Annotated in this window: 15 protein-coding genes; 14 read left to right on the forward strand and 1 reads right to left on the reverse strand. The window is 57.3% G+C overall.

Annotated elements, in window-relative coordinates:
* Positions 1 to 18: 18 nt before the first annotated feature.
* The 14 genes from GOW93_RS04820 (at position 19) to GOW93_RS04885 (ending at position 12,779) form a co-directional block, all read left to right on the forward strand.
* Positions 19 to 1,164: a TRAP transporter substrate-binding protein gene (locus tag GOW93_RS04820; protein WP_170381987.1), complete on the forward strand. Its 1,146-nt coding sequence runs from the start codon at positions 19 to 21 to the stop codon at positions 1,162 to 1,164.
* 110 nt (positions 1,165 to 1,274) lie between these two features.
* Positions 1,275 to 1,787 (forward strand): TRAP transporter small permease, encoded by a 513-nt coding sequence (locus tag GOW93_RS04825; RefSeq protein WP_170381988.1) that lies wholly within the window; start codon positions 1,275 to 1,277, stop codon positions 1,785 to 1,787.
* Between the two features lie 11 nt (positions 1,788 to 1,798).
* Complete coding sequence (locus tag GOW93_RS04830) at positions 1,799 to 3,127, forward strand: TRAP transporter large permease (RefSeq protein ID WP_170381989.1); 1,329 nt, start codon at positions 1,799 to 1,801, stop codon at positions 3,125 to 3,127.
* A 12-nt stretch (positions 3,128 to 3,139) separates the two neighbouring features.
* Complete coding sequence (gene hisD / locus GOW93_RS04835) at positions 3,140 to 4,447, forward strand: histidinol dehydrogenase (protein ID WP_170381990.1); 1,308 nt, start codon at positions 3,140 to 3,142, stop codon at positions 4,445 to 4,447.
* Positions 4,440 to 5,201 (forward strand): SDR family NAD(P)-dependent oxidoreductase, encoded by a 762-nt coding sequence (locus GOW93_RS04840; RefSeq protein WP_170381991.1) that lies wholly within the window; start codon positions 4,440 to 4,442, stop codon positions 5,199 to 5,201. The genes hisD and GOW93_RS04840 overlap by 8 nt, the downstream gene beginning before the upstream one ends.
* Positions 5,198 to 6,178, forward strand: a complete 981-nt coding sequence (locus GOW93_RS04845; RefSeq protein ID WP_170381992.1) for a zinc-dependent alcohol dehydrogenase — start codon at positions 5,198 to 5,200, stop codon at positions 6,176 to 6,178. Before GOW93_RS04840 ends, GOW93_RS04845 begins: the two co-directional genes overlap by 4 nt.
* Positions 6,179 to 6,201: 23 nt before the next feature.
* Complete coding sequence (locus GOW93_RS04850) at positions 6,202 to 6,612, forward strand: universal stress protein (protein ID WP_170381993.1); 411 nt, start codon at positions 6,202 to 6,204, stop codon at positions 6,610 to 6,612.
* A 47-nt stretch (positions 6,613 to 6,659) separates the two neighbouring features.
* Positions 6,660 to 7,166: a sulfopyruvate decarboxylase subunit alpha gene (gene comD, locus GOW93_RS04855; protein ID WP_170381994.1), complete on the forward strand. Its 507-nt coding sequence runs from the start codon at positions 6,660 to 6,662 to the stop codon at positions 7,164 to 7,166.
* Entirely contained in the window at positions 7,163 to 7,717 is a 555-nt protein-coding gene (gene comE / locus GOW93_RS04860) for a sulfopyruvate decarboxylase subunit beta (protein WP_170381995.1), read from the forward strand. The genes comD and comE overlap by 4 nt, the downstream gene beginning before the upstream one ends.
* The gene (locus GOW93_RS04865; protein WP_170381996.1) at positions 7,717 to 8,808 is read left to right on the forward strand and encodes an alpha-hydroxy acid oxidase; all 1,092 of its coding nucleotides are present in this window, start codon (positions 7,717 to 7,719) and stop codon (positions 8,806 to 8,808) included. The genes comE and GOW93_RS04865 overlap by 1 nt, the downstream gene beginning before the upstream one ends.
* 128 nt (positions 8,809 to 8,936) lie before the next feature.
* Positions 8,937 to 10,235, forward strand: coding sequence for a hypothetical protein (locus GOW93_RS04870; RefSeq protein ID WP_170381997.1), 1,299 nt, complete (start codon positions 8,937 to 8,939; stop codon positions 10,233 to 10,235).
* Between the two features lie 15 nt (positions 10,236 to 10,250).
* Positions 10,251 to 11,372 carry a cytochrome-c peroxidase gene (locus GOW93_RS04875; RefSeq protein WP_170381998.1) on the forward strand — a complete coding sequence of 374 codons (1,122 nt, stop codon included), beginning with the start codon at positions 10,251 to 10,253 and terminating at the stop codon, positions 11,370 to 11,372.
* On the forward strand, positions 11,372 to 12,094 hold the full coding sequence (locus GOW93_RS04880; RefSeq protein WP_170381999.1) for an MbnP family protein: 723 nt from the start codon (positions 11,372 to 11,374) through the stop codon (positions 12,092 to 12,094). Before GOW93_RS04875 ends, GOW93_RS04880 begins: the two co-directional genes overlap by 1 nt.
* Before the next feature lie 175 nt (positions 12,095 to 12,269).
* On the forward strand, positions 12,270 to 12,779 hold the full coding sequence (locus tag GOW93_RS04885) for a hypothetical protein (protein WP_170382000.1): 510 nt from the start codon (positions 12,270 to 12,272) through the stop codon (positions 12,777 to 12,779).
* 23 nt (positions 12,780 to 12,802) lie between these two features.
* On the opposite strand, the gene GOW93_RS04890 is transcribed toward GOW93_RS04885, so the two are convergent.
* Positions 12,803 to 13,555 (reverse strand): outer membrane protein, encoded by a 753-nt coding sequence (locus GOW93_RS04890; protein ID WP_170382001.1) that lies wholly within the window; start codon positions 13,553 to 13,555, stop codon positions 12,803 to 12,805.
* Positions 13,556 to 13,590: the final 35 nt, after the last annotated feature.

Below are 13,590 nucleotides of genomic sequence, written 5' to 3' on the forward strand. Positions count from 1 at the left end.
TGCTTGGGAGGGCAATTGATGAACAACGACAAGAACGAACTGGCATCGGAAGAGCGCCGCAATTTCCTGAAACTCAGCGCAACTGGCGCCTTTACCGCTGCAATGGTCGCTGGCGCCGCTGGCGTGCTTTGGTCGTCCGAGGCCGCTGCGCAAACCGCCAAAGAAGAGAGTGAGCGCGAGAAGGCCGCTGAGCATGTGATGACCATCGCCACAGCCTATGTGCTGGGCGCATCACGCAGCTATCCGATCATGCAGTTGGACCTGAAAGAAAACATCCAGAACGCCACGAATGGTAAGGTCTACGTAAAGCTTGCTCCGGGCGGGCAACTGGGCGCGGGTGGTTCGCTGGTTCAAAAGGTGCAGGGCGGCACCATTCAGGCGGCACAGCATTCGCTGTCGAACTTCGCCCCGTTTGCATCGACAGTTGACCTGATCAACATGCCATATCTTTGTGGTTCGAACCAGCGCTTCACCAACCTTGTGCACTCCGACACCTGGAAGAATGAAGTTCATCCCAAGGTCGAGGCCGCGGGGTTCAAGGCGCTGTTCTACGTGGTGATCGACCCGCGCGTTGTTGCGGTGCGTCAAGGTGGTAATCCGGTCGTCACACCGGGTGATATGAGCGGTATCAAGTTCCGCGTGCCGGGATCAAAAATGCTGCAGCAATATTACCGTATGGTCGGTGCGAACCCGACGCCAGTGGCATGGGGCGAGACACCTTCGGCGATCAAACAGGGCGTGGCCGATGCGCTCGATCCGTCCGTTGGCGCGCTGTATGTCTTTGGCTTCAAGGATATCCTAAGCCACGTGACCTTTACGCAGGCGGTGCCGGACAGTCAGGTCTATTCCTGTAATCTTGAGTGGTTCAACTCGATGCCCGCCGATGTGCAGGAAGGCATCATGTGGGGTTCGGAAATGACCAGCCACCAGAACCTGTCCAAAGTGCCCTCGGCGCGTGCTTATGCCATGGCCGAGCTGAATAAGGCAGGCGTACAATTCCAGTCGCTGACCGGTGATCAGTTGGCCGAATGGCAAGACGCTGGCGGTTATCAACGGTCCGAATGGGATCCGTTCAAGACCGAACTGGCTGGCTCGATGGACAACTTCGAGAAACTGGTCGAGGCCGCCGGAACGCAGGGCAAATACTACGTCCACGACGCGTGATGCCATTTTGGGCACCCATGCAGGGTGCCCGGTTTTACCACTGACAGTCAGGCCTGAATGGCCCGAGACAGAAGGCCTGCGCCTGGCTGTTCCATCGCCGAGGGATACGGATGACCGTTCTTCAAAACATAGATCGCAACGCCGAACGCTGGCTGCTGCTGGTTTTTTACGTGATGCTGGTCATAACCATGGCCATCGAGGTTTTGCGGCGTGAGATTTTCGCGTTTTCCTCGATCTGGGGCGAAGAGATCGTCCGTTATTCCTTTATCTATCTCGCGTGGATCGGGGCGGCGGCGGCAGTCAAGGAACGTGCCCATATCCGCATCGACGTGATCATGCATTATTTACCGCAACGTCCCAAGGCGCTGCTGTATATCTTTGGCGATCTGGTGATGTTCGCCGTAGCGATCATCGCGTTGTACTGGTCGTTCGAGGCGGTTCACGTCTCGGCCAAGTTTGGGTCGGTGACGGATGGTCTTCGGGTTTCCAAAGTCTGGTTCCTGATGGCTGTACCCACTGGGTTTGCGCTGATGATATGGCGGCTGCTCCAGTCTTTCCTGCGTGATTTGAAATCCCTTCGCGACGGCACGCCCGTCTTCGAAGGCGACAAGCTGTTTGACTGAGGAGAGACCGGATGCTTTGGAATACCCTCAATCAAACCGTTGAACTGGGTTGGGATTTCTATATCCCGGTCATTCTGTTCGTTGCTCTGATCGCTGTGGCCGTTCCGGTATGGGCCGCCATCGGTTCTGCTGCGATTGTTATGTTGATCATGTCCGGTGACCTGCCACTGAGCCTTGTAGGTGAGAGCCTGTTCACTGGCATCGACGCCTTTGCCCTGACTGCCGTCCCACTGTTTATCCTGACCGGAGACGTGTTGGTGCGCACCGGTCTGTCGCGCAAGTTTCTGGATGTGGCCGAGGCTTTGACCTGTTTCGCCAAAGGTGGTTTCGGATCAGCCACGGTGCTTGTCTGCGGTATGTTCGCGGCCATTTCGGGCTCGGACGCGGCAGGAGCCGCAGCGGTGGGCCGCATGACGATCAACCGACTGGTCGAAAGCGGCTATCCGCGCCCCTATGCCTGCGCGCTGGTGGCGGCCGGGGCCTGTACAGGCATCCTGATCCCGCCCTCGATTGCCTATATCATCATCGGTTTGGTGCTGGGCATATCCGCCTCGACCCTGTTCCTGGCGGCGCTGATCCCTGGTCTGGCCATTCTGATCTCGATCCTGATCACAAACATCATCATGAACCGCATCTACGCCTATGAGGGCGGCGGCATGATGACCATGGGCGAATGGCTGGCCAATCTGGGCAAGGCACTGAAATCTGGCTGGTATGCCTTCATCGTACCCGGCATCATCTTCTACGGCATCTTCTCGGGCCGCCTGACGCCGACCGAGGCCGGTGCAACAGCCGTGGTTGTCACCATCATCATGGGCTTTATCCTGCGCACGCTGACACTGGCTGACTTCCCCTCGATGCTGGTTAGCTCGGCCAAGGTGAATGGTGTGATCCTTCCGATCATTGCTTTCTCGGCCCCTCTGGCCGAGGCGCTGGCGATCATGGGCGTGCCGCAGGGCTTTGTTACCTCGGTGACCTCGCTGACAGATGATCCGTACCTACTGATATTGCTGATGATCGGAATTCTGATCGCTGCGGGCTGCGTCATGGAAACGACGCCGAACATCGTGATCCTTGCGCCGATCCTGAAACCGCTGGCCGACAATATCGGCATGAACGAAATCCAGTTTTGCATCATGATGATCACCGCGTTGGGTGTGGGTTTTATCACTCCGCCACTTGGTCTTAACCTGTTCGTCGTATCTGGCATTACAGGTGAGTCCATTCTGAAGATTGCTGCCCGCGCCGTGCCTTTCGTACTAACGATGCTGATCGTGGTGATCCTGATCGCCTATGTTCCGGCGGTGTCGACCACCTTGCTTCCTGAAATCTACCAATAGGACTTGCTGACTATGCCGCGTGACTATCTGAAAAAGGCGACCCTGACGGCGCAATCCCATGCCACCGAGGTGCACGATACGGTCAAGACGATCCTTGCCGATATCGAGGCAGGAGGCGACGCCAAGGCGTTGGAATATGCAGCCAAGTTCGACAAGTTCGATGGGAATGTCCTGATGACCCAGGATGAAATCGACGCTGCCATCGCGTTGGTGCCCGAGAAGCTTAAGGAAGATATTCGCTTTGCCCATGACAATGTGCGCCGCTTTGCCGAGACGCAAAAGGCCACCGTGTCGGATGTGCAGATGGAGATCGTGCCTGGCTTTGTCGCAGGTCAAAAGGCGATCCCGGTGGATGCGGCAGGCTGCTATGTGCCCGGCGGGCGGTATAGCCATATCGCCAGTGCCATCATGACGGTTACAACGGCCAAAGTGGCGGGTTGCCGCCATATCACAGCGTGCTCCCCGCCAAAGCCGGGTGAAGGCGTCGCACCCGCGATCGTCTATGCCGCGCATATCTGTGGGGCCGACAGCATTCTGGCCATGGGCGGCGTGCAGGGTGTGGCGGCGATGACATACGGCTTATTCGGTTTGCCGCGCGCCAATATCCTTGTGGGTCCGGGCAATCAGTTCGTGGCCGAGGCCAAGCGCATACTCTACGGCAAGGTCGGCATCGACATGATTGCAGGCCCAACCGATAGTCTGATCTTGGCCGACAGCAGCGCTGACGCCAAAGTCGTTGCGACCGATTTGGTCAGTCAAGCCGAGCACGGATACAACTCGCCGGTCTGGCTGGTGACGGATGATCGCGGGTTGGCGCAGAAGGTCATGGAACTGGTGCCTTCGCTTATTGAAGACCTGCCCGAGTTGAATCGCGATAACGCCGCTGCTGCTTGGCGTGACTATGCTGAGGTCATCGTCTGTTCGGACCGTGACGAAATGGCGGCCTGTTCGGATGAATACGCGCCGGAACACCTGACCGTTCAGGCCGAGGATCTTGATTGGTGGCTGAACCGGTTGACCTGCTATGGATCTCTCTTTCTGGGTGAGGAAACCACGGTATCGTATGGCGACAAGGCCACAGGCACCAACCACGTGCTGCCCACCTCGGGTGCGGCCAGCTATACAGGCGGGTTGAGTGTCCACAAATATATGAAAATCGTGACATGGCAGCGGGCAACGCGGGAAGGTTCCAAATCCATAGCGGTGGCAACCGCCCGCATTTCGCGTCTGGAAGGGATGGAAGGGCATGCCCGCGCCGCAGATGTGCGCCTGGCCAAGTATTTCCCCGATGAACAGTTCGACCTGACCGCAGATGGATGACCCCAGAACACTGTTTGATCTGACGGGGCGCGTCGCCTGTGTCACCGGCGCCAGCTCGGGTCTTGGCCGCCGGTCAGCTGCGGCGCTGGCTGCCGCGGGGGCGCGTGTCGTCGGTGTTGCGCGGCGCGCCGAGGCGTTAGCCGAAATGAAGAACGAGATCGGTGAAAATGCCGATGCCGTAGTGGCTGACATCGCTGATAGGTCAAACATCGTTGCTCTAGTTGATCGCATCGGTGCCAAGTTCGGCGCGCCGGACATTGTCGTCCATGCCGCCGGAGTAAACACCCGCGAGACAGCGGATGAAGTCACACCAGAAGGATGGGACGCGACGCTGGCGCTGAACCTGAGCGCTCCGTTTTTCCTGAGTCAGGCGATGGTTCCTGCCATGAAGGACCGGGGCTGGGGGCGGATCGTCAATTTCGCATCCTTGCAAACCACGCGGGCCTTTCCGGGCGGTATCGCTTATGGGGCAACCAAGGCCGGGATAGGGCAGTTGACCCGCGCAATGGCCGAGGCGTGGTCGCGTTTCGGCATCACCGCAAACGCAATCGGTCCGGGTTTCTTTCCGACGGAACTGACGCAAACGGTATTCGATGACCCTGATCGTGCAGCGCGAAACGCGGCCCAAACTTGCGTCCAGCGAAACGGAAGAATGGACGATATCGACGGGCCGATCCTGTTTTTGAGTTCGAAAGCATCAGACTATGTCACCGGGCAGGTCCTGATGGTTGACGGAGGATTTACGGCGAAATGAAAGCGCTGGTCTATGAAAGTATTGAACAGGTGGCGTTTCGGGATGTTCCCGATGCCACTCCGCAGTTCGGCGAACACCTCATCCGTATCGAAGCAGTTGGCATTTGCGGCTCGGACATGCACGCCTATCTGGGCCATGACGCGCGCCGTCCGGCCCCGTTGATCCTTGGGCATGAAGCGGCAGGAACGATCACTGGGGGACCACGTGATGGGACCCGCGTGACCATCAATCCGCTGGTAGCCTGCGGCATCTGCCCTGCGTGTACCTCGGGGCGCGAGAACCTATGCGCGGATCGTCAAATCATCTCGATGCCGCCACGTGAGGGTGCCTTTGCCCAATACGTTGCTATGCCCGACACCAATTTGGTCGAAGTGCCGAACCACGTGAGCTTTGCAAAGGCCGCATTGGCCGAGCCTCTGGCGGTCAGTTGGCATGCGGTGCGGCTGGGCCTAGAAGCATTGCACCCGGCAATGGCGCTCAAAGCACTGGTGATCGGCGGTGGTGCCATCGGTGTGGCCGCGGCTTTGGCCTTGTTAGCGATGGGGGTCGAAGATGTTGTGATCGTTGAGCCGAATGACGGTCGTCGGGCCTACTTGCAAGGCATCGGAACTTTCAATGTGGTCAAAGAGACGGTGGATTCCTTCCCGCTGGTGATAGACGCGGTCGGTTATGCGGCCACGCGCGCCTGGGCTTCGGCGCAGGCGCAACCGGGTGGGGTGATCGCGCATGTTGGGCTTGGTGAAGACGCCGGAGGGCTGGATATACGCCGCATGACCTTGCAGGAAATCACTTTTATCGGCACCTATACATATACGGCCGAGGATTTCCGGCAGACCGCGCAGGCTATTTTTGATGGCCGCCTTGGCGCGCTGGACTGGATCGAGGAACGGAAACTGTCTGAAGGGGCAGAGGCGTTCCGTGAATTGCGAAAAGGGGTCGTTGCAGCTCCGAAAATCATCCTCGCGCCGTGGGCGTAGGCCCGGAAGAAACGGAGGGATTCATGTATAAGAAAATTCTTGTTCCACTGGCGCTGGATCACGGTATCTCACAGCACACACTTGAGGTCGCTCGCGCGCTGTCCGCAAACGACGCTGAGATCGTCGCGCTGCATGTCTATGAAATGCCTCAGGGTTCGGTCAGCGCCTACCTCGATAAGGATATGGTCGCCGAAGGTTTCCGCGCGGCCAACAGGTTGCTGCGCGAAAAGACCGAGGGGCTTGAGGGCGTCACGCCCGAGATCATAAAGGGGCATACCGCCCGGACCATCATCGACTACGCCAACGACAACGATGTGGATTGCATCGTCATCGGCTCGCACAAGCCGGGCCTCAGCGACTATTTCCTTGGCTCGACAGCGTCGCGCGTTGTCCGCCACGCCAAATGCGCGGTGCATGTGCATCGCAGGATCTGACCTTTCAATCGCGCCCATGCGCCCCAAACAGGACTGACAGACCGGATATGAACATAGACAAGAAGATCACTGACGATCTGGTCGCAAACGATATCTCGTTTGTAACCACCGTGCCGTGCAAGCAACTGGCCGGAGTCATAGATGAAATCGACAAGAGCGCCAGCATCTATCACATTCCTTCGAACAAAGAAGACGAGGGCATGGGCCTGTGCGCGGGCGCGTGGATGGGTGGCAAGCGCCCCGCCATCATCATGCAGAACACGGCAATTGGCGTAACCATCAACACGCTGGCAACGCTGATCCAGTTCTACCGCATGCCGTTGCCCATGCTGATTTCCTATCGCGGAGAGCTGCGTGAACCCATCGCCTGTCAGGTCGAGATGGCGGTACACACCAAGGCGCTGCTGGCGCAGCTGAATATTCCGACCTACCACTTCCATCATCAGGCGGATGTCGAGGAACTGGATGCGATCCTCAAATATACCTTCATGTGCAATAAACCGGTCGCCATTCTGACCGACGCCAATTTCTGGGGAGGCTACGGCGACCAATGATCCGTTCTGAAATTCTGAAAGAAATCGCTCCGATCCTGCGTGATCAACTGGTTGTCTGTAATATCGGCATTCCCAGCCAGGAACTGCACGCCATCGACGACCAGCCAACCAATTTCTACATGCTGGGCACGATGGGTCTGGCCTCGTCCATTGGCCTCGGGCTGGCGCTGTCGCAACCGAAACCGGTGATCGTGATTGACGGGGACGGCTCGGTTCTGACCAATCTGGGTACGCTGCCGACCATCGCCAACAATGTGGCGGACAACTATATTCTGCTGATCGTGGACAATGGGTCTTATGGCTCTACCGGGGATCAGCCGACCTATGCGGGTCAGAAAACATCGTTGGCGAGAATGGCCGAGGCGGCTGGGTGCGAGCGGGTCATAGAATGTCAGGCGCAGGACACAGGCCGAGTGCTGCAAGAAGCGCTGGATGCCAAGCAGATGACCATCATCGTCAGCAAATGCGAAAGCGGTAACGCCAAGATGCCGCCGATCACAATGGACCCGGTGGTGATCCGTGACCGCTTTATGAAGGCCGTTCAGGCCTGATGTCAGCCAGCGCCATCCACAGCGCCGAGGACGCCCGCCGTCTGGCCCGGCGGCGTCTGCCGTGGATGGTGTTCGACTATATTGATGGCGCAGCGGGGGCCGAGATGGGTGCCGCCCGTAACCGCGCCGCGTTGGACGCGATGACCCTGCGCCCACGCGTGTTGCGAGATGTGAGTGAGCGGTCCCTCGCGACCACATTGTTCGGTAAACCCGCGCAACGTCCCTTTGGTATCGCGCCGATGGGCATGTGCAACCTGTCCACACCGGGCGCTGATCTGATGCTGGCACGTTTGGCGGCGCGGTACGAGGTGCCGTTGGGGGTGTCGACTGTTGCTTCCACCCCGATGGAGAAAGTGATTGAGGTTGCCGAGGGTAATGCCTGGTTTCAGCTCTATTTCAGCGGGGATGGGGCAGGAACGTTTAAGCTGGTCGAGCGCGCGCGCGCTGCAGGATATGAAACTCTGGTCCTGACCGTCGATGTCCCCGAGGTTGGCCGCCGCCCGCGCGAACTGCGTCACGGGTTCAAGATGCCTTTCCGCATCGGCCCGCGCCAGTTTGTCGACTTTGCCCTGCATCCACGTTGGTCGATCGCGACGTTGACGGCTGGAAAACCGCAGATGGCCAATTTCCTGACGGAGGGGTACGAATTCGACCGCACCGAAAGCCGGGCCAAGGCGACGTGGGAAACGCTCGCCCGGCTGCGGGATCAGTGGGATGGGAAACTGGTCGTCAAAGGCGTTCTCGATCCCGAGGACGCCGTGGCTGTGAAAGCAGCTGGGGCGGATGCTGTTCAGGTCTCAAGCCACGGGGCGCGTCAGTTGGACAGCGCACCGGCAGCCTTTGAGGCCTTGCAGCAAGTCCGGGCTGTGGTGGGCGATGACTACCCGGTGTTTTACGATAGCGGGTTGCGGTCGGGCGAAGACGCCGTCAAAGCGCTGATCGCGGGCGCGGACTTTGTGTTTTTTGGCCGCGTCGTGCAATTCGCCATGGCTGCCGCCGGTGAAGCGGGTCTGCAGCAGCTCTGGGATGTTCTGAGTGATGAGTTCAGTATCGCAATGGCCCAGATCGGAGTGACCTCCATCGAGATCTGAAACCCTGACAAACACGCATTCGCGTGCCCCCTTAAAATTTGGTGCAAATCCAGAGATATGGTATGACGTTAGGTAAGGCGCATCCCACTCTGAAGTGTTCTGGAACTGCATTAAAAAGGGGGTAAGTCATGTACTTCAGTCAATTCAAACAAAGCGTTCTGGTCGGGGCTGGCCTGATACTGACAAGCTTGTCACCGGCGATGTCTCAGGATCGCGAAGAAAGCCAGGGCATGGTTCTGCTGCGTGGGTTGCCCACGCTGGATACCAGCCACAGCATCGCGATTGTCGAACTGGACCCTGAGTCTGATCGGTTTGGGGAAATCCTGAGCGAGGTCGAGCAACCTGAAATGGAGCATCCTCTGCACCATCTGTACTACAGCCCCAACGGCAGGCTCTATTCGACCGGATTGGACCCGTCGTGCAGCTTGGCAGAAGTGGGCCTTTCCCGTGATGCGGATGGTGCACCCGTGATTTCGGGTTTTACCTGTCTGGATACACAGGGCCAGATGGTCGGTGAAGACATCATGTGGGCCAATTCGAACGGGCAGGAATACATGTTCGTGACCTTCATGGGCGGAACCGGTGGGGATGATGGTGGTTCGGTCGGAGTGTTCGACACACAAACGAATGAGGTCGTCAAGATCATAGAAGCGCGTAAAAGTCAGGTGGGTGAGGGCGAACCCTATATCATGTACCCGCATGGCATTTCCGCCTTTGAAGACCGGATGGTTGTGACCTCGACTGTACACCCGGACTTGGCCACAGGGGTCGGCAATGTGCTGACGATCATTGATCTGAACGCCTTGGAACCCATTGAGAACATCTTGGTCGAGAAGGAAAAGCCGCTGAACTTCCCGTCGTCTCCGGTCGAAGTGCTGTTTGCCCGACCAGATATGCACCCGGAAATCGAACCGGCCATTCTGGCCAATACGATGTTCGGCTTCGAGACATGGAAAGTGCCGTATGACGCCAGCTCGAAAACCTTTGGTTTGGCCGAGGTAATCTATAGCGGCGTGGCCAACAAAACGGCCGTACCGCTGGAGTTCTACGGTACCGAGGACGAGCTGTTTATCTCTCATGCCTTGCCGGGTGTGGTGAAACGCTATGAATTGGCCGCGTTGCCTGAACTGGTTTCCAGCGGACCGGATATCGTCGCCGATCCGGGCGCGCATCACATGATCTTTTACACCTCGGCCTCGGGCCGCGACTTAATCGCCATTCAGAACAACCTACTGAATCTGGGCAACGGCGCGGATGATGATCCGACGGATGTGGATTTCATCGCCGATCTGGCTAGCCATACGATTTCGGTCCACGATCTGGAAACCGGTGAGCGCTTGGCAACGATCGACTTTAAGGAACGCTACAATAAGGGGGTGGACAACCTCGAAGGCCTGTTTGGCTCGGGTTTTGTGCACCACCACTAACGGCTTGAGAGCGTTATGCTTCGGGTGTTTCTGATCCTCGCCGCCGTCGCAGGAATTGCGGCGGCGGGGTGGTTGGTATGGGATCGTTTGCGTGCTCCAATCGCAACCCCAATTGCCGATTTTTCCGCGCCTTTTGTGTTCGGACGGTTTTCGGTTCCGCCTGACAACCCGCTAACACAGGAAGCCTTCGCACTGGGTCGGCATCTGTTCTACGACCCTATGTTGTCGGGTAATAATCAAGTCTCTTGCGCCACCTGCCACGTGCAGGCGCTGGGCTTTACCGATGGGCGTGCCAAATCTCCGTCCCTGTCGGGGGGCGAACTGGACTTCAGTTCGATGAGCCTTGCCAACCTGCTGTGGGGGCAGGAGAGGTTCTTTTGGGATGGCCGCGCGACCTCGCTTGAGATGCAGGCGCTGATGCCAATCCAGCACCCGGACGAGATGGGGCAGGACATCGACGACCTGATGGCCGAACTTCGGGCTTCTGGTACATATCGCAAGATGTTCCGCCGGGCATACGGAGAGGTCTCGCCCGAAAACACGGCCAATGCCTTGGCAACCTTCATGCGTATGCTGATCTCGGCAGATTCGAAATATGACAAGTACCTGCGGGGCGAGGTCCGACTGACTGCGCAAGAAGAACATGGGCGCAAGCTGTTCATGGCGCATCCGGACACCAAGATTTCTTTACGGGGCGGCAACTGCATTGACTGCCACAGTCAGTTCCTGACCTCGGGGTTTCGCGACGCGCTGGACGGTTTTTCCAACAATGGACTGGACCCGGACGAGTCTTTGCCAGATGGCCTGATGGCCGTGACTGGAAACCCCGCGCACAAGGGCTTCTTCAAAGTGCCAACCCTGCGCAATATCGCCGTCACCGCGCCTTACATGCACGACGGCCGGTTTGAAACGCTTGAGGATGTGATGGCGCATTACAATGACGGTATTGTGGTCAGTGACACGCTTAGCCCCTTGATCCTTGAGGCCGACAACGCACCCGAGGCCGGGCAGGGCACGGTTGGTCTGCGCATGACATCCGAAGAGATGAAAGCCATCATCGCCTTTCTCCACACGCTGACAGACGATACCTTTCTGGCCAACCCGCTGTTTTCCAACCCATTTGATGGAGGTTCCTGATGCGACGTGTCCTTGGAATTCTAGCTATTGCGGTTGTAATCATCGGTTGGTTTGCCCTGAGCCCGGGGCAGAAGAAATCCACACCGGTCACGTTGACATTTCACGCCGAAATGGGCGGCGAGCCATTGGTTTATGATCAGTTCGTCTATGACAACCCGGGTGGGGCGGGGCAGTTCAGGGTCCGCGATTTCAGGTTTTATCTAAGTAATCTGTCGTTCGGTCAGGGCGATCAAACCTTCGCCGAACCGAACAGCTATCACCTGCTGCGTTTTGATAATGCGGACAAAACGCACTCGATCACACTGCCCGAAGTGCCTCTGGCTTCGATTGATACAGTCCGCTTCCTGATCGGTGTCGATCCGGCAGCAAATACATCTATCGAGGTAAGGGGCGATCTGGACCCCAACAGCCAGATGGCCTGGAACTGGGAGGTTGGCTATAAATTCGTGGTCTTCGAAGGCGCGTTGCAAGTGGGTCAGGAAGTATCACCACTGGTCTATCATGTTGGGTTCTCAGAAAATGCGCGAGAGGTGGCGTTCTCGCTTCCGGCAGATGTTCTTACGGAAGCAAATGGCCAGATACATCTGACAGTCGATCCGGCAAAATTGTTCGATGGCAGCGCACGGATTGATATGCAGACACTGCCTTCTGTTAAATTCAACCGCACGGATGCTGAGATTCTGGCCAACAACTATGCGGCAATGATTACCCCGGCGTTCTAATGCCCCTGTAAAGGCGCATCATTGATTTTCGCCTATGCAAGAGTAATTTTCAAAAAAGTGGCGCTGCACTGATCACGACTTTTCAACAAAGTCTTACTTCTGCCTATATTTCGTCAGATCAACCACAAATTCATCTTTCACGTTCATTCTCGGCCCACCTGAGAGGATTTGATTGATGCAGTCCATATTTCGACATGTCTATCTTGAACGGCGCAGACTGGCGTTGATCGGTGCTTTATCGTTTGTGGCAGGGGTGATTTTGTACTCGCACATGGGCACTACTCGGGGGGGAGTGCCAGTTCCGATCATAATTGGCCTTATCTACATGGTAGCCGTCGTTGGGGCAGCCGCGCTGACCACCTATTTTCTGCCACGCTTGCGTCGGATTACAGACGCCGTGGCAGTTACACGGCTAGGGTTTGCGTTGTGGGTCGCGTCGACGCATAGCTATGAATTGGCGTCGTCACCGCTTGTCAGCGCAACAGTCGTCGTCGGCAGTGCGATACTCCTGCTAGAGATCAGCCCCAGACTTCCGGCCTTTGCACGGGCGTTTTCCATCCCGGAAGAGCGTCTAGACTTTACGCAAAACGCGCGGGATTTTCTAAACTGGCTCGATAATGCAGCCGGGTATCACGCGCAAACACTTGCAGCGATTACAACCGAGCGTACTCGCGTCCACGGCTAAGGCTTGAGCTTGGCTTCGAATGGTCAGAACCGGTAGGTGGCGCCAATCAGCGGACCGGATTGATCGAAATCATAATCATTGCCGTCAATCTCGTGCTCGAACGAGATGTACCGATAACCGCCTCGCAGCACCCATCTGTCGTTGATGGCGTAATCGGCAGTTAGCAGAACTGACCATGTCTGACTGCCGCTACGGAAGCCTCCATAGTCCACATAAGCAGTGCTGGTCCACGTGTCCGACAGGGTGAACCGGGCGCGGACACCCAAAACCGGATCGACCCAACTCGCATCGGCGTCACTCTTGCGAGAGGGTAACCCGTCGGGTGTGAGGGTAAATTCTGTGTCTGTACTATACCACCTGAAACCGCCTGCCAAATCTACTTTTACCGACGGATCGTTGTGCACCCGATACCCCAATAGTGCTGTTAGGAACTGCGTTTTCACCGAGGTTTCCAAATCCCCGCCCAAAGGCCCCGGTGCGGTATTGCCAAATGACAGGTTGGTATAGTTGTAATCGGCCAGCACACTCCATTGACCATTGGTGGCAGCCAACGCGCCCATGAAAGCGAAGTCCAGATTTTCCAACGCGTCCGAAAAGCTCAGCGTGCCGTCCAGCGTACCCGAGGGCGTTTCCAGGCGAGTCTCGGTCTCGGGCATGAAAAGATAGATCGTGGCCTCGTATGACCACCCGGATTCCTGCGCTGCGGTCGTCGTTGCTGCAAATGCAGAAATAGCTGCGGCAAGCGCGCTTGGTTTAGTACCTCGTATGCGTCCCATTCTATCCCTTCCTTACTATACTTTTGGTGCTGAAA

It is taken from the genome of Ruegeria atlantica, assembly GCF_013032455.1.
Classification (GTDB): Bacteria; Pseudomonadota; Alphaproteobacteria; order Rhodobacterales; family Rhodobacteraceae; genus Ruegeria; species Ruegeria atlantica_B.

Excerpts from the sequence above, each read along its gene's own strand:
- GOW93_RS04820 (WP_170381987.1), top strand. The coding sequence starts at position 19 with ATGAACAACGACAAGAACGAACTGGCATCGGAAGAGCGCCGCAATTTC.
- GOW93_RS04825 (WP_170381988.1), top strand. The coding sequence starts at position 1,275 with ATGACCGTTCTTCAAAACATAGATCGCAACGCCGAACGCTGGCTGCTG.
- GOW93_RS04830 (WP_170381989.1), top strand. The coding sequence starts at position 1,799 with ATGCTTTGGAATACCCTCAATCAAACCGTTGAACTGGGTTGGGATTTC.
- hisD (WP_170381990.1), top strand. The coding sequence starts at position 3,140 with ATGCCGCGTGACTATCTGAAAAAGGCGACCCTGACGGCGCAATCCCAT.
- GOW93_RS04840 (WP_170381991.1), top strand. The coding sequence starts at position 4,440 with ATGGATGACCCCAGAACACTGTTTGATCTGACGGGGCGCGTCGCCTGT.
- GOW93_RS04845 (WP_170381992.1), top strand. The coding sequence starts at position 5,198 with ATGAAAGCGCTGGTCTATGAAAGTATTGAACAGGTGGCGTTTCGGGAT.
- GOW93_RS04850 (WP_170381993.1), top strand. The coding sequence starts at position 6,202 with ATGTATAAGAAAATTCTTGTTCCACTGGCGCTGGATCACGGTATCTCA.
- comD (WP_170381994.1), top strand. The coding sequence starts at position 6,660 with ATGAACATAGACAAGAAGATCACTGACGATCTGGTCGCAAACGATATC.
- comE (WP_170381995.1), top strand. The coding sequence starts at position 7,163 with ATGATCCGTTCTGAAATTCTGAAAGAAATCGCTCCGATCCTGCGTGAT.
- GOW93_RS04865 (WP_170381996.1), top strand. The coding sequence starts at position 7,717 with ATGTCAGCCAGCGCCATCCACAGCGCCGAGGACGCCCGCCGTCTGGCC.
- GOW93_RS04870 (WP_170381997.1), top strand. The coding sequence starts at position 8,937 with ATGTACTTCAGTCAATTCAAACAAAGCGTTCTGGTCGGGGCTGGCCTG.
- GOW93_RS04875 (WP_170381998.1), top strand. The coding sequence starts at position 10,251 with ATGCTTCGGGTGTTTCTGATCCTCGCCGCCGTCGCAGGAATTGCGGCG.
- GOW93_RS04880 (WP_170381999.1), top strand. The coding sequence starts at position 11,372 with ATGCGACGTGTCCTTGGAATTCTAGCTATTGCGGTTGTAATCATCGGT.
- GOW93_RS04885 (WP_170382000.1), top strand. The coding sequence starts at position 12,270 with ATGCAGTCCATATTTCGACATGTCTATCTTGAACGGCGCAGACTGGCG.
- GOW93_RS04890 (WP_170382001.1), bottom strand. The coding sequence starts at position 13,555 with ATGGGACGCATACGAGGTACTAAACCAAGCGCGCTTGCCGCAGCTATT.